18 protein-coding genes and 1 pseudogene are annotated in these 18,893 nt (G+C 72.8%); 13 read left to right on the top strand and 6 right to left on the bottom strand.

Annotated features, from left to right (window positions below; genetic code table 11):
* The first annotated feature begins 37 nt into the window (after positions 1–37).
* The 6 genes from ACA361_RS29515 (at position 38) to ACA361_RS29490 (ending at position 5,967) form a co-directional block, all read left to right on the top strand.
* Positions 38–592 (top strand): MarR family winged helix-turn-helix transcriptional regulator, encoded by a 555-nt coding sequence (locus ACA361_RS29515; RefSeq protein WP_375017295.1) that lies wholly within the window; start codon positions 38–40, stop codon positions 590–592.
* A 107-nt stretch (positions 593–699) separates the two neighbouring features.
* Entirely contained in the window at positions 700–1,905 is a 1,206-nt protein-coding gene (locus ACA361_RS29510) for a homogentisate 1,2-dioxygenase (protein WP_375017293.1), read from the top strand.
* Complete coding sequence (locus tag ACA361_RS29505) at positions 1,902–2,762, top strand: hypothetical protein (protein WP_375017291.1); 861 nt, start codon at positions 1,902–1,904, stop codon at positions 2,760–2,762. The genes ACA361_RS29510 and ACA361_RS29505 overlap by 4 nt, the downstream gene beginning before the upstream one ends.
* Positions 2,759–3,937 carry a fumarylacetoacetase gene (gene fahA / locus ACA361_RS29500; RefSeq protein WP_375017289.1) on the top strand — a complete coding sequence of 393 codons (1,179 nt, stop codon included), beginning with the start codon at positions 2,759–2,761 and terminating at the stop codon, positions 3,935–3,937. The genes ACA361_RS29505 and fahA overlap by 4 nt, the downstream gene beginning before the upstream one ends.
* A gap of 95 nt (positions 3,938–4,032) precedes the next feature.
* Positions 4,033–5,238: an Ig-like domain-containing protein gene (locus ACA361_RS29495; RefSeq protein ID WP_375017287.1), complete on the top strand. Its 1,206-nt coding sequence runs from the start codon at positions 4,033–4,035 to the stop codon at positions 5,236–5,238.
* Positions 5,239–5,349: 111 nt separating this feature from the next.
* Positions 5,350–5,967 carry a TetR/AcrR family transcriptional regulator gene (locus ACA361_RS29490; protein WP_375017285.1) on the top strand — a complete coding sequence of 206 codons (618 nt, stop codon included), beginning with the start codon at positions 5,350–5,352 and terminating at the stop codon, positions 5,965–5,967.
* 35 nt (positions 5,968–6,002) lie between these two features.
* Here the strand turns inward: ACA361_RS29490 and ACA361_RS29485 are convergent, their stop codons facing one another.
* The 3 genes and pseudogenes from ACA361_RS29485 to ACA361_RS29475 form a co-directional block, all read right to left on the bottom strand.
* Positions 6,003–6,851, bottom strand: coding sequence for a collagen binding domain-containing protein (locus ACA361_RS29485; RefSeq protein ID WP_375017448.1), 849 nt, complete (start codon positions 6,849–6,851; stop codon positions 6,003–6,005).
* Positions 6,852–6,896: 45 nt separating this feature from the next.
* A pseudogene (locus tag ACA361_RS29480) lies at positions 6,897–8,306 on the bottom strand (MFS transporter); the annotation flags it as partial.
* Positions 8,307–8,693: 387 nt separating this feature from the next.
* On the bottom strand, positions 8,694–9,695 hold the full coding sequence (locus ACA361_RS29475; protein ID WP_375017283.1) for an SDR family NAD(P)-dependent oxidoreductase: 1,002 nt from the start codon (positions 9,693–9,695) through the stop codon (positions 8,694–8,696).
* 78 nt (positions 9,696–9,773) lie between these two features.
* Here ACA361_RS29475 and ACA361_RS29470 point away from each other — a divergent pair, with 78 nt between their 5' ends.
* The 7 genes from ACA361_RS29470 (at position 9,774) to ACA361_RS29440 (ending at position 15,760) form a co-directional block, all read left to right on the top strand.
* A complete protein-coding gene (locus ACA361_RS29470; RefSeq protein ID WP_375017281.1) occupies positions 9,774–10,118 on the top strand; it encodes a MerR family transcriptional regulator in 345 nt (114 codons plus the stop codon).
* Between the two features lie 193 nt (positions 10,119–10,311).
* Complete coding sequence (locus ACA361_RS29465) at positions 10,312–11,490, top strand: NAD(P)/FAD-dependent oxidoreductase (protein WP_375017279.1); 1,179 nt, start codon at positions 10,312–10,314, stop codon at positions 11,488–11,490.
* 19 nt (positions 11,491–11,509) lie between these two features.
* Positions 11,510–12,403 (top strand): RNA polymerase sigma-70 factor, encoded by an 894-nt coding sequence (locus ACA361_RS29460; protein ID WP_375017277.1) that lies wholly within the window; start codon positions 11,510–11,512, stop codon positions 12,401–12,403.
* A gap of 78 nt (positions 12,404–12,481) precedes the next feature.
* Complete coding sequence (locus ACA361_RS29455) at positions 12,482–13,018, top strand: toxin-antitoxin system HicB family antitoxin (RefSeq protein ID WP_375017275.1); 537 nt, start codon at positions 12,482–12,484, stop codon at positions 13,016–13,018.
* Between the two features lie 80 nt (positions 13,019–13,098).
* Positions 13,099–13,956, top strand: coding sequence for a DUF4097 domain-containing protein (locus ACA361_RS29450; protein WP_375017274.1), 858 nt, complete (start codon positions 13,099–13,101; stop codon positions 13,954–13,956).
* A gap of 29 nt (positions 13,957–13,985) precedes the next feature.
* Positions 13,986–14,960: an ATP-binding cassette domain-containing protein gene (locus ACA361_RS29445; protein WP_375017272.1), complete on the top strand. Its 975-nt coding sequence runs from the start codon at positions 13,986–13,988 to the stop codon at positions 14,958–14,960.
* Entirely contained in the window at positions 14,957–15,760 is an 804-nt protein-coding gene (locus ACA361_RS29440) for an ABC transporter permease (RefSeq protein WP_375017270.1), read from the top strand. Before ACA361_RS29445 ends, ACA361_RS29440 begins: the two co-directional genes overlap by 4 nt.
* A gap of 8 nt (positions 15,761–15,768) precedes the next feature.
* On the opposite strand, the gene ACA361_RS29435 is transcribed toward ACA361_RS29440, so the two are convergent.
* The 3 genes from ACA361_RS29435 to ACA361_RS29425 are packed head-to-tail and all read right to left on the bottom strand — an operon-like array spanning position 15,769 to position 18,887.
* A complete protein-coding gene (locus tag ACA361_RS29435; RefSeq protein WP_375017268.1) occupies positions 15,769–16,329 on the bottom strand; it encodes a DinB family protein in 561 nt (186 codons plus the stop codon).
* Between the two features lie 9 nt (positions 16,330–16,338).
* Entirely contained in the window at positions 16,339–17,616 is a 1,278-nt protein-coding gene (locus ACA361_RS29430) for a DUF4032 domain-containing protein (RefSeq protein ID WP_375017266.1), read from the bottom strand.
* Between the two features lie 5 nt (positions 17,617–17,621).
* The gene (locus tag ACA361_RS29425) at positions 17,622–18,887 is read right to left on the bottom strand and encodes an ABC transporter ATP-binding protein (RefSeq protein WP_375017264.1); all 1,266 of its coding nucleotides are present in this window, start codon (positions 18,885–18,887) and stop codon (positions 17,622–17,624) included.
* Between the last annotated feature and the right edge of the window lie 6 nt (positions 18,888–18,893).

The raw sequence follows: 18,893 nt of genomic DNA, 5'->3' as shown, positions 1-18,893 counted from the left end.
ATGAACGATCTCGCCGGGCGGCACTAGAGTGAGGACCATGGCCGAGGAGCGGAACGGCGCCGGAACGCCGCCGGAGCACGCGGTGGACTTCTGGTCGTTCGTCGAGCTGGCGGGCCACCGGCTGTCGGAGGAGTTCGGGTTCCCGCACCGCGAGGCCACCCGGACCCTGCTCACGCTGAACCGCGCCTCCATGATCGTCACGTACGACCTGGAGGCCGCGGTGCACCGGCCGCGCGGCCTGTCCTGGGCGGGCTTCCGGCTGCTGTTCGTGACCTGGCTGGCGGGCCCGCTGGAGTCGCGGCGGGCCGCCGCGCTGGCCGGGATGAGCCGGGCGGCGGTGTCCAACCTGGCCAAGTCGCTGGTGGCCGACGGCCTGCTCGAACGGTCGCCCGGCGAGAACGACGGCCGGTCCGTGCTGCTGTCGCTGTCCGAGCACGGCCGCGCCACGATGCTGGAGGTGTTCCGCGCGCAGAACGAGCGCGAGCACCAGTGGACCGAGGTCCTCACCGAGACCGAGCAGGAGATCCTGGTCATGCTGCTCGGCAAGCTCATCGCGCACCGCGACCAGTTCGACGTCCGCGAGCGCCGCTGACGGGCCTCCCGGCCCTTTCCCGCCCGCTTCTTTCCCTCCACGGGGTTGAACGCGGCGCATCGCGGGCGGAAGATAGTAAATGCATTTACTACTTTGAGGAGGCAGCCATGGCGTACTACCGCCGGGTCGGCGACGTCCCCCCGAAGCGCCACACCCAGCACCGGGACGAGGGCGGCACGCTCTACTTCGAGGAGCTGATGGGCGAGGAGGGCTTCTCCTCCGACTCCTCGCTCCTCTACCACCGGGGCCTGCCGTCGGCGATCGTCGACTCGGCGGTGTGGGAGATCCCGGACGCCGCCACCACCCCGAACCATCCGCTCAAGCCGCGGCACCTGAAGCTGCACGCGCTGTTCCCCAAGGAGAGCTGGGGCGAGACCGACGTGGTCACCGGCCGCCGGCTCGTCCTCGGCAACGCCGACGTGCGGCTCTCGTACGCCGTGTCCAGCGTCCCCTCGCCGCTCTACCGGAACGCGACCGGCGACGAGGTCGTGTACGTCGAGTCCGGCCAGGCCGTCGTCGAGACCGTCTTCGGGGCGCTCCAGGCGAAGCAGGGCGACTACGTCGTGCTGCCGACCTCGACCACGCACCGCTGGATCCCCGAGGGCGACGAGCCGCTGCGCGCGTACGTCATCGAGGCGACCGGGCACGTCCACCCGCCCAAGCGCTACCTGTCGCGGTTCGGGCAGTTCCTGGAGCACGCCCCGTACTGCGAGCGCGACCTGCACGGCCCCGGCGAGCCGCTCACCGCCACCGGCACCGACGTCGAGGTCCTCGTCAAGCACCGCACCTCGCGCGGGCTCGCCGGCACCCGGATGGTGTACGCCGAGCACCCGTTCGACGTGGTCGGCTGGGACGGCTGCCTGTACCCGTTCACGTTCAGCGTGCACGACTTCGAGCCGATCACCGGCCGGGTGCACCAGCCGCCGCCCGTCCACCAGGTGTTCGAGGGCCACAACTTCGTGGTCTGCAACTTCGTGCCGCGCAAGGTGGACTACCACCCGCTGTCGATCCCGGTGCCGTACTACCACTCGAACGTGGACTCCGACGAGATCATGTTCTACTGCGGCGGCGACTACGAGGCCCGCAAGGGCTCCGGCATCGGCCAGGGGTCGATCTCGGTGCATCCCGGCGGGCACTCGCACGGCCCGCAGCCCGGCGCGTACGAGCGCAGCATCGGCGTCGAGTCCTTCGACGAGCTGGCCGTCATGGTCGACACGTTCCGCCCGCTGGAGCTGGGTGAGGGAGGTGTGGCCTGCGAGGATCCCGCGTACGCGTGGACGTGGGCCGGCCGGCGGGCAGGAGGTACGGCGTGACCGTCCTGCCCCCGATCGTGCGCGGGCTCTGCGACGACGCGGCGATCTTCCCGCCCGGGAACCTGCCGCTCGCGGAGGCCGTACCGGCGCACTTCCGCCACAAGGCGTCCCCGCACGCCGGCCTGGTCGGCTCGTTCGTCGTGGCCGCCCCGGCGCTCGCGGACCTCGGCCCGCTGCTGCCGGACGGGCCGCGGCTCGACCTCGTGGTCACCGTCCCGGCGGGTCCCGCGCACCTGGCCGGGGCGCTGGCGGAGGCGGCCGCCCTGCCGGTACGGCTCGCCGGCGTCGAGGTCGCCGTGCCGGACGGGATGCCACCGGCCGAGCTGTTCGCCGTCCTCGGCAAGACGGAGACGGAGACGGAGGCCGGCGTGCCCGTGTTCGTGGAGGTGCCGCGCGACGAGCGCCGCGCGGACGTCATCGCCGCGCTCCCGGACTCGCCGTACCGGGCCAAGTTCCGCACCGGCGGCGTCAAGGCGCACCTCTACCCGGACGAGGCGGAACTGGCGGGCGCGGTCGCCGCCGTCGTCGAGGCGGGCGTCCCGTTCAAGGCCACCGCCGGGCTGCACCACGCGGTCCGCAACACCGACCCGGAGACCGGCTTCGAGCAGCACGGGTTCCTCAACCTGCTGCTCGCCGTCGACGCCGCGCTCGGCGGCGCGTCGCGCGCCGACCTCGCGGCGCTCCTCGCCCGCCGCGACGGCACCGGCCTGGCCGCCGCCGTCGCCGGCCTGGACGAGGCGCGCGCCGCGGCCGTCCGCGCCCGCTTCCTGTCGTTCGGCACGTGCAGCGTCACCGACCCCCTGACCGACCTCGAGAACCTCGGCCTCGCGGCCGGGGAGGGAGACGACCCCGCATGACCTCGATCCGCATCCCCGAAGGCTCCCCGTTCGGGCTCGCCAACCTGCCGTACGGCGTCTTCTCCACCGCCGGCACGGCCCCGCGCGTCGGCGTCCGCGCCGGCGACTCCGTCGTGGACCTGGCGGCCGCGCTCGGCGACGAGGTCTTCGCGCGGCCCGCGCTCAACGCCTTCATGGCGCAGGGGTACGACCGGTGGGTCGAGGTGCGCCGCCGCGTCACCGAACTCGTGTCCGGGGACGTGCCGGACGAGGCGGTCCACCCGGCCGGCGCGGTGACGATGCACCTGCCGTTCGAGGTCGCCGACTACGTGGACTTCTACGCCTCCGAGCACCACGCGTCCAACCTGGGGCGGCTGTTCCGGCCGGACTCGGAGCCGCTGATGCCGAACTGGAAGCACCTGCCGGTCGGCTACCACGGCCGCGCCGGGACGGTCGTGCTCTCCGGCACGGAGATCGCCCGCCCGTACGGGCAGCGCAAGGCCCCCGCCGACGCGGCGCCGTCGTACGGGCCGTCCCGGCGGCTGGACATCGAGGCCGAGCTGGGCTTCGTCGTCGGCGCCGGGTCCCCGCTCGGCACGCCGGTCGGCTGCGGCGACTTCGCGAAGCACGTCTTCGGCTGCGTGCTCGTGAACGACTGGTCGGCGCGCGACATCCAGGCGTGGGAGTACGTGCCGCTCGGCCCGTTCCTCGGGAAGAGCTTCGCCACGTCGATCTCGGCGTGGGTCGTCCCGCTGCTCGCGCTGGAGGAGGCGCGCGTCCCGACGCCGCCGCAGGACCCGGAGCCGCTGCCGTACCTCCGCGAGGAAACCCCCTGGGGGTTGGACGTGGACCTGGCCGTGGAGTGGAACGGCGAGACCGTGTCGCGTCCTCCGTACCGGACCATGTACTGGTCGCCCGCGCAGATGCTCGCGCACATGACGGTGAACGGCGCCTCGGCCCGGACCGGCGACCTGTTCGCGTCCGGCACGATCTCGGGGTCGGAGCCCGGCCAGCGGGGCGCGTTCATCGAGCTGACCTGGGGCGGGAAGGAGCCGGTCAAGGTGAACGGGCAGCAGCGCGCGTTCCTGGAGGACGGCGACGAGGTGACGATCACCGCCACCGCGCCCGGCCCGGACGGCACCCGGATCGGCTTCGGCGAGGTGCGCGGCCGGGTCGTCGGCCGAACGCGCGGGTAACCGTTCGATTCCAAATCGCAACCTCGGTCACATAGGACACACCCAGCTAAGGGGGTATTTTTTCAACATCCACAATTAATGACCTTGAATCGGTCGTGAGCGTGCTCGGGGTGGCGCTGGTGCGGAGGAACGGGATTCGGTTCGGAGCGTCGCTGCTGGCGGGTGTCCTGGCACTCACCGCGTGCAGCGACACGAGCAAGGAGGGGACCACCGCCGCCGGCGACACCAAGGTCCCCGCGGCCAAGGTGACGATCACCCCGGCCCAGGGCACCGAGAAGGCCCGCCCCGACCAGGGCGTGGTCGTGAAGGCGGCGGGCGGCTCGCTCGAGTCGGTGAACGTCCAGCTCAAGGGCAAGCCGGTGCCCGGCGACTTCAACGCCCAGAAGACCGAGTGGCGGTCCCGCTGGACGCTGCGCCCGTCCTCCTCGTACACGGTGAACGCCACCGCCAAGAACTCCGTCGGCACGACCTCGCAGGCCGCCAGCACGTTCCGGACCCTGAAGCCGGAGGCGACGATCGCCGCCTCGGTGGACTGGATCCTGGAGGGCAACAAGGGCAAGCAGTACGGCATCGGGATGCCGATCATCCTCGACTTCGACCGTGCCGTGCACAACAAGGCGCAGGTCGAGAAGGCCCTGGAGGTCAAGGCCGAGAAGCCGGTCGAGGGCGCCTGGCGGTGGATGGGCGACCAGAAGGTGATCTACCGGCCCAAGACGTACTGGCAGCCGCACCAGAAGGTCACGCTGAACGCGCGGCTGGCCGGGGTCCGCGCCGCCAAGGGCGTGTACGGCATGCGGAACCTGTCCCGCACCTTCGAGATCGGCGAGTCCCGGATCGCCAAGATCAACATGAAGAAGCACAAGATGGTGGTGACCATCGACGGGAAGAAGGCGCGGACCGTCGCGATCAGCGGCGGCAACGCGAGCACCCGCGAGTACACCACCACCAGCGGCGTCCACATGACGATGGAGAAGGGCAACCCGGTCCGGATGATCTCGCCGGGGCGCAAGAAGGGCGACCCGGGCTACTACGACGAGATGATCGGGTACGCGGTCCGGATCTCCAACAGCGGCGAGTACCTGCACCAGACGTCCGGCCAGGAGTGGTGCCTGGGCGAGCAGAACTGCAGCCACGGCTGCGTCCGCCAGCCCGCCGACGACGCGCAGTGGTTCTACCGGAACGCGCAGCCGGGCGACATCGTCGACATCAAGGGCACGACCCGCGAGGTCGAGTGGAACAACGGCTGGTCCTTCTGGCAGCTCTCCTGGGAGAAGTGGAAGAAGGGCAGCGCCCTTCAGTAGGCGACGCCTGCGGCCCCTGCCGGTATCGTCCGGCGGGGGCCTTCGCGTATCCGCAGGTCATGCCGCGCCACTCGATCCGATAGGCGACTATCGGTTTGATAGCATCGGACCGTGCCCAGCGAACCTCCCCGCCCCCTGCGCGCCGACGCCGCGCGCAACTCCGAGAAGATCCTGCGGGCGGCGCGGGAGCTCTACGCCGAGCGCGGCTCCGACGTCCCGCTGGAGGAGATCGCGCGCCGCGCCGGAGTCGGCATCGCGACCCTCTACCGGCGCTTCCCGGACAAGGCGGTCCTCGTGCGGACCGCGCTCGAGCAGGGCTTCACCCAGGAGGTCCTCCCCGTACTCGAAGAGGCCCTGGAGGACGAGGACCCGCGGCGCGGCCTGGCCCGGGTGCTGGAGAGCACGATGTCCCTGACGGCCCGCGACTACAACATGCTGGCCGCCGCCCGGGACTTCGGCTCCCTGACCGCCGACGCCGGCACCCGCTTCATCGAGGCGCTCGCCCCGCTGGTCGAGCGCGGCCAGCGGGCCGGCGTCATCCGGGACGACCTCGTCCTCGACGACGTCCGCCGGATCATGGCCATGCTGCTCAGCGTGCTCTGGACGATGGACCCCGAGGAGGGCGGCTGGCGGCGCTACGTCGTGCTCGTCCTCGACGCCCTGTCCCCCGAAGGCGCGAGCCCGCTGCCCCCGGCCGTTCCCCTGCGCAAGCGAAGGCCCGGCGGCTGACACTCGCGCCGCCGGGCCTCTCCGCGTACCGCGGGCTACCCGTCGCCGTGGGCGAGATCGATGTCGTGGCCGTCCACGCCGCCTCCGGGCACCGACAGCGTGGTCGCCTTCGGCGGGTAGCCGGTCGCGATGACCGTGTACGCCCCGGTGTCCAGATCGGAGAACGCGTAGGCGCCGTCCGGGCCGGTCGTCGTGGTCGCGACCGCGTTGCCGGCGGCGTCCACCAGCGTCACCCGCGCACCGCTCAGCACGGCGCCCGCCCCGCGGACCGTGCCCCGCACGTGCGCCCCCGGCCGGAGCTCCACCTCGATCCGGGTCACCCCGGCCGCGCCGATCTCGACGGGCGCCGCGTGCGGCCGGTGCCGGGGCGAGTTGACCGCGACGGTCATCGTCCCGGGCACCAGGCCGGTGACGGCGAACTCGCCCAGCGCGTCGGTCCGCGCGGTGGCCAGCACGTCGCCGCGCACGTCCGTCACGATGACCACGGCACCGGGCACCGGCGCGCCGCCGTCCGCCGAACGCACCGCGCCGGTGAGGCCGCTGGTGCCGCTGAGCAGCACGTCGTACGCGACCGGCGCGCCGTTGACCACGATCGAGCTGGCCTGCGGCTGGTGGCCGTCCGCCGAGGCGATCAGCACGTACGATCCTGCGCCCGGCGCGTGCAGGCCGTACGAACCGTCGGCGTGCGCGACCGCGCGGCCCACCTGGCGGCCTTCGAGCGAGATCAGCGTCACCGCGGCCCCGGCCACGGGGACGTCCTCCGCGGCGCGGACCCGGCCGGTGATCGGGATCCCGCCGGCCGCGGGGGCGTCGCCCGTCCCGCCGCCGCGCGCGGCCGCCGGCTCGGCCTCCGCCGCGTCCGCGCCGACCAGGACCCGCTCCATGACGGGCTCCTCGGCCGGGACGGCGGCGGCCTCGGCCACCGCCGCCGCGGCGGGACGCCGGTTCGGGATGAGGGCCGCGATCAGGAAGGCCAGCACGGCCGCGCCCGACCCGGCCGCCATGACGACCTTGAAGCCGTCCTCGGAGGGCACCGTCACCCCGCCAAGGCCGATGGTCATCTCCGCCAGGATGACGCCGATGACGGCGCTGGCGGTCGAGGTCCCCAGGGACCGCATCAGGGTGTTGAGGCTGTTGGCCGCGGCCGACTCGGACGGCGGCACCGCACCCATGATCAGCGCGGGCATCGCCCCGTAGGTGAAGCCGATCCCGGCCCCGATCACGCAGGAGACCAGCACGAAGTGCCAGACCTCCGACATCAGCACGATGTTCAGGCCGTACCCCGCGGCCACGATCAGGGACCCGACCATCAGGGTCACCTTCGGCCCGGCGGCCTTGGACACCGCGGCCGAGAGCGGCGCCAGCGCCATCATCACCAGCCCGGACGGCGCCATCACCAGCCCGGCGGCCAGCAGCGACCGGCCCAGGCCGTACCCGGTCGCCTCGGGCATCTGCAGCACCTGCGGGATGACCAGCGACTGCGCGAACATCCCGAACCCGATCGCGATGGACGCGAGGTTGGTGACCAGCACCTGGCGGCGCGCGGTGGTGCGCAGGTCCACCAGCGGCTCCTTGACGCGCAACTCGAAGGCGCCCCACGCGAGCAGGACCACGGCGGCCGCCGCGAACAGGCCGAGGGGCGTGCCGCTCGTCCAGCCCCAGTCGCCGCCCTTGGAGATCGCCAGCAGCAGGCAGATCAGCCCGGCCGACAGCCCTATGGCCCCCACCAGGTCGAACCGGCCGCCGGACCGCACCTTGGACTCCGGGACGAACGCCAGCACGAGCAGCAGCGCGACGACGCCGATGCCCGCCGAGACCCAGAACAGCGCGTGCCAGTCGTAGTTGTCCGCGATGAGCGCGGCGGCGGGCAGGCCGAGGGCGCCGCCGACGCCGAGCGAGGCGCTCATCAGCGCGATGGCGGAGGCGAGCCGTTCGGCCGGCAGCTCGTCGCGCATGATGCTGATGCCCAGCGGGATCACGCCGGCCGACAGCCCTTGCAGCGCCCGTCCGACGATCATCGGCACCAGCGTGTCGCTGAACCCGGCGACGACCGAGCCGATCACCATCATCAGCACGCTGATCAGCAGCATCCTGCGCTTGCCGTACATGTCGCCCAGCCGGCCGCTCACCGGGGTCGCGACCGCGGCCGCGAGCAGCGTGGCGGTGACCGCCCAGGCGGCGTCCGCCGCGGAGGCCCCGAGCAGCTTCGGCAGCTCGGGGACGATCGGGATCACCAGCGTCTGCATCAGCGAGACGCCGATCCCGCCGAACGCGAGGATCGCCACGACGGCGTTCACCCGTACCGGCGGGGACACCCCCGTCTCGGCGGACCGGGGCATTGCGTGGGACATAGGACGAGCCTCCATGAGGGCGTGTCGTTGCGTGCGGAAGGCCGCTGAGGCCGCCGGGGGCTCGGCGTCCCCCCGGCGGCATACAAGTGATATCCATCTATCACTTATTCCTCACGGAGGTTACCACGACCGATAGTTTCCTATCGCTTCACGCTCGGTGGAGTGACCAACGGCACAGCGTCAGCCGTCCTGCTCGGCTCCATGCGGCGCAGAGTGCGTTCGAGCATGGCCCGGACCGCGGCGCCGTCCGGGCCACCGGCCTCGACGGCCTCCGCCGCGGCGTCACGTCCCCGGTCGCGACCACGCCTTGTCGACTCGTGGCGTGTCCCTCTCCCAGGTGGGCCGTGGAAGGCGGACACGCCACGAGTCAACGCACTAGGCCGCGTTGGGGGCCGTGAGCGCCGCGTGGTAGTGGCGGATCCGCCAGGTCTCGTCCTGTAGGTGCAGGTTCAGCGACAGGCGCACGTGCGAGATGCCGGTGGGGCCGCCGAACGTGACGTCCGCGAAGGCCGCGACCGAGCCGCCGGGCGAACGTTCGGCGCGCAGCACCCGCGCGTCGGCCGTCGTCCCCTCAGGGACGCGCTCGTAGTAGCCGCGGATCTCGTCCGGGCCGGCCAGCGGGGCGGGTCCGAGCCCCTGGAAGAGCGCGTTGGCGGTGAACATCGCGGCGAGGTCGGCGGCGCGGTGCTCGTTGAACGCCTTCGTCCAGGCCGCCAGGAGTTCGGTGACGACGTCGTGGGCGCTCTGGTCGGTGTGCAGGACCTCCCGTTCGGGACGCTCGTGCAGCCGCCAGTAGCGCTCGGCGATGTCGTCGGGGTCGAACGCCGTGCCGGGCGCGACGACGCCGTCCACGGTGACGGTCGCGGCGTGCACGCCCGAGGGCCCGTACCGCTGGTCGAGCAGCGTCACCAGCGCCCGGACGGCGGCCTTGCCGAGGGACAGGGTCGCGTACGACGCCTTCGCCACGGGCATCCCGCCCGTGACGATGAACGTGCCGCCGCCCTGCGCGGCCATCCGCGGCATCAGGTGGGTGGCCGCCGCGGCGGCTCCCGCCACGTTGACCGCGTAGGTGCCGAGAAGCTCCTGGACGGGCAGTTCGTCCAGCGTGTCGGCGCGGACGACGGCCGAGTTGTATACGGCGACGTCCGGGACCCCCATCTCCGCGATCACGCGGTCGAGGGCGCCGCGCAGCGCCTCCTCGTCAGAGCTGTCGGCCCTCGCGGTGTACACCGGCACCCCGCCGATCGTGGCCGCGACGGACTTCAGCGTCGCGTCGGTACGCGCGACGAGCGCGACGGGGAAGCCCGCGCGGGCGAACCTGCGGGCGACCGCCTGGCCGATCCCCGGCCCGGCCCCGATGATCAATGCTCCGGACATGTCCGATCCTTCCACCGGTCAGTGACAATGGGACGGTAAGGCGTCACATCCATGTGAAGGTCAAGCCCAGGAGGGCCGGTGCGGATCGGGGACCTCGCCGCTGCGACCGGAGTCAGCCGGCGGCTGCTGCGCTACTACGAGGAGCAGGGCCTGCTGCGGCCGCGGCGCCTGCCCAACGGCTACCGCGAGTACTCGGCGGTCGACGTCGCCGCGGTCCGGCACATCCGGCGGCTGCTCGCCGCCGGGCTTCCCACCGCGGTCATCGTCCGGTTCCTGCACTGCGTGCGCGACGAGATGCCGCTCGCGTCCTGCCCCGAGATGGTCACCAACCTGCGCCGGGAGCGGGAGCGGATCGCCGAGGAGATCGGCCGCCTGGAGACGTCCCGGCACCTCCTGGACGCGATGCTGGACGACGCCGGCTGATGCGCCCCGAGCCCCGCCAGGCGTCGGCGGGCGATCCTCCCCCGCGTTCACTGCGCGCATCGGCCGGGCCGGCGGGCGGGAGACCATGATGCCGTCGCGAGACACAGCCGCCTCCTCGTGATCTGGCTCACGGGCTGTCACACGGGGCTCCAAGGCGGTGTCTTGATGCCGAGGCCGAGACGGAGGAGGCATCATGAGCGAGAACATCGAGGTGGTCGTGGTCGGCGGCGGGTACGCCGGAGTCATGGCGGCCAACCGGCTGACGCAGCGCGCCGACCTGAACGTGACGCTGATCAACTCGCGTCCGGACTTCGTCGAGCGGATCCGCCTGCACCAGCTGGTGGGCGGCTCCGACGACGCGGTGGTCGGCTACCGCGAGGTGCTGGCCGAGGGCGTACGGCTCCTGGTCGGCACCGTGACGCGGATCGACGCGGCCGGGCGCGGCCTCGAACTGGAGGACGGCGGCACCCTCGGCTACGACTACCTCGTCTACGCGGTGGGCAGCGGCAGCACGGATCCCGGAGTGCCCGGGGCGGCCGAGTTCGCGTACCCGATCGCGAGCCTGGAGGAGGCGCAGCGGCTGCGGACCATGCTGGACGGCACCCCCGCGAAGGCACCGGTGACGGTCGTCGGCGCCGGCCCGCTCGGCATCGAGACGGCCGCCGAGCTGGCGGAGGCGGGCCGTACCGTGACGCTCGCCTGTGGCGGCCTCCTCGGCCCGTACCTGCACCCGCGGGGGCGGCGCTCGGTGGCCAAGGTGCTGGCCAGGCTCGGGGTGACCGTGCTGGACGGCCCCGGCTCGGCGGCGGTGGAGGTGACGCGCGGTGCCGTACGGCTGGAGGACGGCCGCGAGCTGCCCAGCGAGGTGACGATCTGGACCACCGGCTTCGGCGTGCCGGACCTGGCCGCGCGCAGCGGGCTGCGCACCGACGCCGTCGGCCGCCTGCTCACCGACGGGACGCTGACCAGCGTGGACGACGAGCGCATCGTCGCGACCGGGGACGCGGCCGCCCCGGCGGGCCTGCCGTTGCGGATGAGCTGCCAGGCCGCGCTCCCGCTGGGCTCGCACGCCGCCGACACGGTGCTCGGCCGGATCGCGGGCGAGCGCCCGGCGGAGTTCGACAGGGGGATCGCCGCCATGTGCGTCAGCCTGGGCCGCCGGGCGGCCGTCTTCCAGGTCGCCCACCGGAACGACACGGCGACGGCGCTGCACGTGGGCGGCCGGCTCGGCGCGAAGCTCAAGGAGGCGGCGTGCAAGAGTCCCATCAAGCAGCTGGCGGGTGAGGCGCGCAAGCCCGGCTCGCACAGCTGGATGGTCAAGGACGCGGAGCGCGTGCGGTTCGCGCGTTCCGGGGCGCCCGCGGCCCGCTGATCGCGAAGGAGTCAGAGCCATGAGCGACAACGCCGAGGCGGCGACCGAGACCTTCCTGGCCCACCGCAACCTGCTGTTCACCGTCGCGTACGAGATGCTCGGGTCGGCGGCCGACGCCGAGGACGTCCTCCAGGAGACGTGGCTGCGGTGGGTCAGGGTCGACACGGAGCAGGTGCGGGACGAGCGCGCCTACCTGGTCCGGATCGCCACCCGGCAGGCGCTCAACCGGCTGCGCACCATGAAGCGCCGCCGGGAGTCCTACGTCGGCCCGTGGCTGCCCGAACCGCTGCTCACCGCGCCGGACGTGGCCGACGACGTCGAGCTCGCCGAGAGCATGTCGATGGCGCTCCTGCTGGTGATGGAGACGCTGGCGCCGACCGAGCGCGCGGTCTTCGTGCTGCGCGAGGCGTTCGGCTTCGAGTACGACGAGATCGCGGCCGCGGTCGGCAAGAGCCCCGCGGCCGTCCGCCAGATCGCCCATCGCGCCCGCCGGCACGTGGAGGCGCGCCGCCCCCGCCAGGCCGTCTCGCCCGGCCAGGCGCGGGCGGCGCTGGAGTCGCTCCGGCACGCCGTCGAGACGGGGAATCCGCAGGAGCTCCTGGACGTCCTCGCGCCCGATGTCGTCCTGGTCAGCGACGGCGGCGGCGTCAAGCAGGCGGCGCGGCACCCGATCGTCGGCGCCGAGAGGATCGTCCGCTATTTCTTCGGCGGCATCGGCAGGTACGGCCCCGGCCTCACCACCGAGCCCACCGTCGTCAACGGCACTCCCGCGCTCCTCGTCCTCATGGACGGCGAGGTCGACGGCGTCATGGCGGTCAGCGTCCACGACGCCCGCATCACCGGCCTCTACTACGTCCGCAACCCGGACAAGCTGACCCACCTGGAGTCGGAGACCCCGCTCACCCGCCGCTGAGCGCCATATGACGCCACTTTGGGCAAAGTGACGCCACCTCTGCTTGACGTGACGTCACTATGGCGTCATAGTGATGGCATGGATTTGATGCCGTACGTGGAGAAGCTCCGGCGCGAGCTCGCCGTGGCCGCCGAGGCGGGCGGACCGGAGGCGCGGGCGCTGGCCGAGCGGCTCACCGGCGCCCTGGAATCGGCCGCCAGGCTGTCCCTGCTGGAGGCGCTGTCGGCCGCGGCCGACGAGATCACCAGCGAGCTCGCCCCGGGCTCGGTCGACGTGCGGCTGCGCGGCGGCGACCCGGCGTTCGTGGTGACGCCGCCGCCCGCACCGCCGGCCGAGTGGCGCGCGGACGACCGCGCGGCGGAGACCGTTCCGGAGGCCGCGCCGCCCGCCGGGCCTCCCCCCGCCGACGAGGGCGGCACCGCGCGGATGACGCTGCGGCTGCCCGAGCACCTCAAGGTGCGCGCGGAGGAGGCCGCCGGCCGCCAGGGGATCTCGGTCAACGCCTGGCTGGTCCGCGCCGTCTCCGCCGCGCTCGAACCCGGCGCCGCGAGCGCCCCCGCGGGCCCGCCGCGGCAGGTGCGGAGCGGCCGCGGCTACACCGGCTGGGTGCGCTAGCCCTTCCGGCTCCATCACGTACTCCATCGCCCGGCCCCGAGGCCGGGATGTTCCACCGGACCCATGAGGAGGGCTCCGCCATGCCCGTTTTCGACACCCCCGAGCCGATCACCGCCGACATCGACATGTTCGTCGGCCAGGTCCGCGTCCACGCGAGCCACCGCGCCGACACGGTGGTGGAGGTGCGCCCCAGCGACCCGGAGTCCGAGGCGTGCGTGCAGGACGCCGAGCGCACGGTCGTCGAGTTCTCCGCCGGCCGGCTGCTGGTCAGGGCGCCCCGGCCCAAGGGCCTCGGCCACCTGCGGTCCTGGCGCGGCTCCATCGAGGTGACCGTCGAGTTGCCGGCCGGGTCCGGCCTGGAGGCCGCGGTCTCCGCGGGCGGCATGGCGGGCTTCGTCGCCACCGGCGTGCTCGGCCGGACCGTCGTGCACAGCCCGAACGGCGACGTGCGCCTGGAGGAGGCCGGGCCGCTGGAGGCCAGGACGTCCACCGGCGAGATCACCGTGGACCGGGTGACCGGCGCCGTGGACGTGACCGGCTCCGTCGGGGCGATCCGGATCGGCGCCGTCGACGGTTCCGGCACGGTGAAGAACTCCACCGGTGAGATCTTCCTCGGCACCGCGGCCGGCGAGCTCCAGGTCAGGACCGGTGTCGGCGGGATCACCGTGGACCGCGTCCTCGGCGCCCTCACCGCCAGGTCCGCGCACGGCCGCATCCGGATCGGCGCGGCGGTGAGCGGCACCGTCCGCGTGGAGGGCGGCCACGGCAAGGTCGACGTCGGCATCGCCGAGGGCACGGCCGCCTGGCTGGACCTGCACACCAAGAACGGCGTGGTGCGCAACACCCTGGACGCCGCCGAGCCCCCCGAGGCCGGCGACACGGTGGTGGAGGTGCACGCGCACACCAACTGGGGCCACATCGACGTCCACCGCTCCTGACACCCCCGGACACCAGCGAGGAGACCCTCATGACCGACGCGATCACGGCCGACGGACTCGTCAAGAGATACGGCGAGGTGAAGGCCCTGGACGGGCTGAGCTTCTCCGTGCCGGAGGGCACGGTACTGGCCCTGCTCGGCCCGAACGGCGCGGGCAAGACCACCACGGTGCGGGTGCTGACCACCCTGCTGGCACCCGACGGCGGCCGCGCCACCGTCGCCGGCTGCGACGTCGTCCGGGACGCCCGGCGGCTGCGCTCGTACATCGGGCTGTCGGGCCAGTACGCCGCCGTCGACGAGCACCTCACCGGCGCCGAGAACCTGGAGATGGTCGGGCGGCTCTACCACCTGGGCGCCAAGCGCAGCAAGGCGCGCGCCCGCGAGCTGCTCGAACGCTTCGACCTCACCGGCGCCGCCGACCGCCCGGTGAAGGGCTACTCCGGCGGCATGCGGCGCCGGATCGACCTCGCCGGCGCGCTGGTCGCCGACCCGCCGGTGCTGTTCCTGGACGAGCCCACCACCGGCCTGGACCCCCGCGCCCGCACCGCGCTGTGGGACACCATCGCCGAACTCGTCGCGGGCGGCAGCACGCTGCTGCTCACCACCCAGTACATGGAGGAGGCCGACCGGCTCGCCGACCAGATCATGGTGGTGGACCACGGCCGCGCCATCGCCCGCGGCACCGCCGACGAGCTCAAGGACCAGGTCGGCGGCAACCGCATCGAGGTGACCGTGACCGACGCCGCCGAGCTGGAGACCGCCCGGGAGGCCCTCGCCTGGGTCGCGGTCGGCGCGATGCGGATTGCGCCGGAGTCGCTGCGGATCACCGTCCCGGTGACCGACGGCCCCGAGTCGCTCCGCCAGAGCCTCGGCCGGCTGGCCCAGGAGGGCGTCCGGGTACGGGACGCCGGACTGCGGCGGCCCACCCTCGACGACGTCTACCTCACCCTGACCGGGCGCCCGGCGCCCGGCGCCGACGAGCCGGTCCAGGAGGCCGCCCGATGAACGCGCTCACCATGCCCGCCGCCGATGGCTGGACCATCGCCAAGCGCAACGCCCTGAAGATCAGGCGGTCGCCGGACCTGCTCGGCGCCGCCGTCATGTTCCCGATCGTGTTCGTGCTGATGTTCGCCTACGTCTTCGGCAGCGTCATCGACATCCCGGGGGTGCCGTACAAGGAGTTCCTGCTTCCCGGCATCTTCGTCCAGGCCGTGCTGATCAGCGCGCAGACCACCGGCTACACGCTGACGCTGGACCTGCAGAAGGGGATCTTCGACCGGTTCCGCTCGCTGCCCATGGCGCCGTCCGGGGTGCTGATCGGCCAGACCGTCAGCGACCTGCTGATGAACGTCGCCAGCCTGGTCGTCATGGCGTCGGTCGGGGTCGCCGTCGGCTGGCGGACGCATTCGTCGCCGCAGGAGGTCGTCCTCGGGTTCGCGCTGCTGCTGCTGTTCGCGTACGCGTTCTCCTGGTTCACCGCGACCGTGGCGCTGGCCCTGCGCACGCCGGAGAGCTTCAACAACATCGCGACCATGGTGTCGTTCCCGCTGATGTTCGTCTCCAACGCCTTCCTCGACACCTCCGAGCTGCCCGCCCCGCTGCGCGTCGTCGCCGAGTGGAACCCCGTCTCGACGTTCACGCAGGCGGCGCGCGAGCTGTTCGGCAACACCAGCACCGCGATGAAGGCGTCGGACGCCTGGCCCATGCAGCACGCCGTCCCGGCGTCGCTGATCTGGATCGCCGTGATCCTGGTCGTGTTCGTCCCGCTGGCGACCCGCCTCTACAAGAAGGCCGTCAGCGCCTGACATCGGCGCTAACGCCCGAGGACCTGCTCGCGGAGGATGTCGGCATGACCGCAGTGCTGGGCCAGCTCCCGCAGCACGTGGAGGTAGACGAAGCGCAGCGGGAGCGGGCCGCGGCGGTTGCCCGGCAGCTCGTCGTCCAGCGACAGGCCCGCCGTGGCCCGGCGGGACGCCTCGCAGGCCCGCCGGTACTCCTCCTGGACGGACGCGACCGTGTCCCCCTCGCCGAGATCGAAGGACTCGTCCGGAGTGTCGGGGATGCCGATCTCGGCGCGGGACCGGCGCGTGACCGCCTCGTCGAACCAGACCTTCTCGATGAACGTCCCGTGCTTCACCAGGCCGAGGAGGGTGGTCTTGGACGGCACCAGCGAGCGCCGCGCCTGCTCCTCGGTCAGCCCGTCCAGGCAGCCGTGCAGCCGCGCCCGGTGCTCGTCGAGGAACGTCTCGAACTGCGCGCGCAAGGGCGCGTTGAAGGTGCCCGGCTCCATCGCCGACCCGCCGGCCGACGCGGGCGGCACGGCCGGCGCGGGCGCCCCGCCCTCAGCGCGGTGGTGACGGGAGGTCTCGGTCACCGGCTCACCCTAACGCGGGGCGGGCGGCCCGCCGGGGCGGGGTTCGGGGCGGGCCTTCGCCGCCGTGAGGGTCAGCTCGGCCGGGACGTGCGGGAGCACGTTGCGGAAGTAGTCGCGGGCCGCCGTGCGGGTGCCGACGTCCCGGCCCGACTCCTCGGACAGGAACCAGCGGTGCTCCAGGACCTCGTGGAAGATCTCCACCTCGTCCAGGCGGTCGCGGAGGGCGGGCGGGACGGCCCGCACGATCGGCTCGTACACCTCGGCCAGCCACCGGTTCGCCGCGACCACCTCGGGCACGGGACGGCCGGACTCGCGCTCCAGGTGGCCGCGGTAGCCGGCGATGTCGTTCAGGAGGCGGCGGGCCTGGTTCTCCTGCGCGACCAGGCCCGTGCGGCTCAGCAGGAGGCGGCGGTGGTGGCCCGGCTCGGCCACCCGGGTGCGGACGCGCAGGCGGGACTCGCCGGGGCCGCCGGCGTCCAGCAGCTCGACCTCGTCGACGTCGAAGCCGAGCTCGTTGATGCGGCGCAGCCGCTCGCCGATGCGGTAGCGCTGGTCGTCCGGGTGCAGCAGCTCCTCGCGGGTCAGCTCGTCCCACAGCGCCTCGTACCGGCGCACGGTCTCGTCGGCGATGTCGATCGGGTCGATCTCCGCGGGAAGGGTGCCGGCGGCGCGCAGGTCGAACGCCTCGCCCGCGATGCGCTCCCTGGCGAGGTTCACGTCGTAGCTCCGCTGGCCCTCCGACAGCGACGGGTGCAGCTCGGCGGTCTCGGCGTCCACCAGGTACGCGGCGAACGCCCCCGCGTCCATCCGGAACAGGACGTTCGACAGGGAGCAGTCGCCCCACATGAAGCCCGCCAGGTGGAGCCGGACGAGGAGTTCGACGAGCGCGTCCAGGAGGCGGTCGGTGGGGTGGCCGCCGCGCGGGTTGGCGAACAGGTTGCGGTAGGAGCTGGAGAACTCCAGGAAGCGGGTCACCAGGATCGCGTCGAGCGGCCCGCCCGCGGTGTCGGTCCGGTCGATCGCGATGCCGACCACCTCCACCGCGGGCACCTTCAGGTCGCGCAGGGCGCGCAGCAGGCGGTACTCCCGGCGCGCGAGCCTCCCGTCCAGCTCCTTGAGGGCGTAGACCTGGCCCTCCTCGGCGACGAACCGGACGACATGGCGGGAGAGCCCGCGCTGCCGGATCTCCACCAGCCGGTCGTCGGCCCACTCCTCCAGCGGCTCGTTCCACGGGAGGGTCAGCAGGCCGCCGGCCGCGTCCGCCGGCGGGGTGAAGACGAAGTGCATCGCTCCTAGTCGCCGCCCTTGGCCGCGGCGGCCGGCTCGTCGGTGCGCTGCGCCCGGCGCTGCGCCTCGCGGGCCTGGTCGGCGCGGCGGCCGAGCGCGGCCACCCGCTCCTCGTCCCGGGTGAGGTTGTCGCCGGTCGCCGGATCGAAGATGTGCATCTTGGCGGTGTCGATCCAGAGGTCGGCCTCGTCGCCCGCGTTGATCAGGCTGGCCGCGTCCAGGGACACCACCGCCTGGGTGCGCATCTGGTCGCTGTCCAGCTCCTTGGACAGCTCGCGGAGCTGCGCGCTCAGGTCGGCGGGCGCCTCGTACGGTACGTACGCGTACTGCTCGTTGCCCAGCCATTCGGTGACGTCCACCTTGGCCCGGACGACCTTGCCGCGCGCCCGCTTCTCGTCCGAGATCAGTTCGGCGTCCTCGAAGTCCTCGGGGCGGACGCCGACGAGCACCACGTCGCGGTCGCCGACGGCGGCGGCCTCCCGCTCGTCCATCTCGAAGCGGCCGAGCGGCGTCTCCAGGTGCCCCTCGGTGACCGTCGCCGGGAGGAAGTTCATCGACGGGGAGCCGATGAAGCCCGCGACGAACAGGTTGGTCGGCTGCTCGTACAGCTCGCGCGGGCTGCCGACCTGCTGGAGGACGCCCTTGCGCAGCACGGCGACGCGGTCGCCGAGCGTCATCGCCTCGGTCTGGTCGTGCGTGACGTAGACGGTGGTGACGCCGAGGCGGCGCTGGAGGCGGGAGATCTCGGTGCGCATCTGCCCGCGCAGCTTGGCGTCCAGGTTGGACAGCGGCTCGTCGAACAGGAAAGCGTCCGCCTGGCGGACGATCGCGCGCCCCATCGCGACCCGCTGCCGCTGCCCGCCGGACAGGTTGGCGGGCTTGCGCTCCAGGTGCTCGGTGAGCTCCAGCAGCTCGGCGGTCTCGGTCACCCGCTTGCGGACCTCCTCGTCGGACGTCTTGGCGAGGCGGAGCGGGAACGCGATGTTCTCGTACACGGTGAGGTGCGGGTAGAGCGCGTAGTTCTGGAAGACCATCGACAGGTTGCGCTCGCGCGGCGCGACCCGGTTGACGACCCTGTCGCCGATGCGCATCTCGCCGGAGGTGATGTCCTCCAGCCCCACGATCATGCGCAGCAGGGTGGACTTCCCGCAGCCGGACGGGCCGACCAGGATCATGAACTCGCCGTCCTGGACGTCCAGGCTGACGTCGTTCACGGCCGGGAACCCGTCGCCGTACTGCTTGACGATGTTCTGCATGGAAATGGCGGCCATGGAAGG

The organism is Actinomadura sp. 21ATH (assembly GCF_041951345.1).
Classification (GTDB): Bacteria; Actinomycetota; Actinomycetes; order Streptosporangiales; family Streptosporangiaceae; genus Spirillospora.
This window is presented reverse-complemented; position numbering and strand designations above follow the sequence as displayed.

Bases quoted from the DNA above. Each gene is read 5' to 3' on its own strand.
- ACA361_RS29515 (WP_375017295.1), top strand. From the start codon at position 38: ATGGCCGAGGAGCGGAACGGCGCCGGAACGCCGCCGGAGCACGCGGTG.
- ACA361_RS29460 (WP_375017277.1), top strand. From the start codon at position 11,510: ATGAGCGACAACGCCGAGGCGGCGACCGAGACCTTCCTGGCCCACCGC.
- ACA361_RS29430 (WP_375017266.1), bottom strand. From the start codon at position 17,616: ATGCACTTCGTCTTCACCCCGCCGGCGGACGCGGCCGGCGGCCTGCTG.
- ACA361_RS29475 (WP_375017283.1), bottom strand. From the start codon at position 9,695: ATGTCCGGAGCATTGATCATCGGGGCCGGGCCGGGGATCGGCCAGGCG.
- ACA361_RS29440 (WP_375017270.1), top strand. From the start codon at position 14,957: ATGAACGCGCTCACCATGCCCGCCGCCGATGGCTGGACCATCGCCAAG.
- fahA (WP_375017289.1), top strand. From the start codon at position 2,759: ATGACCTCGATCCGCATCCCCGAAGGCTCCCCGTTCGGGCTCGCCAAC.
- ACA361_RS29450 (WP_375017274.1), top strand. From the start codon at position 13,099: ATGCCCGTTTTCGACACCCCCGAGCCGATCACCGCCGACATCGACATG.
- ACA361_RS29510 (WP_375017293.1), top strand. From the start codon at position 700: ATGGCGTACTACCGCCGGGTCGGCGACGTCCCCCCGAAGCGCCACACC.
- ACA361_RS29425 (WP_375017264.1), bottom strand. From the start codon at position 18,887: ATGGCCGCCATTTCCATGCAGAACATCGTCAAGCAGTACGGCGACGGG.
- ACA361_RS29455 (WP_375017275.1), top strand. From the start codon at position 12,482: ATGGATTTGATGCCGTACGTGGAGAAGCTCCGGCGCGAGCTCGCCGTG.
- ACA361_RS29465 (WP_375017279.1), top strand. From the start codon at position 10,312: ATGAGCGAGAACATCGAGGTGGTCGTGGTCGGCGGCGGGTACGCCGGA.
- ACA361_RS29445 (WP_375017272.1), top strand. From the start codon at position 13,986: ATGACCGACGCGATCACGGCCGACGGACTCGTCAAGAGATACGGCGAG.
- ACA361_RS29485 (WP_375017448.1), bottom strand. From the start codon at position 6,851: ATGGAGCGGGTCCTGGTCGGCGCGGACGCGGCGGAGGCCGAGCCGGCG.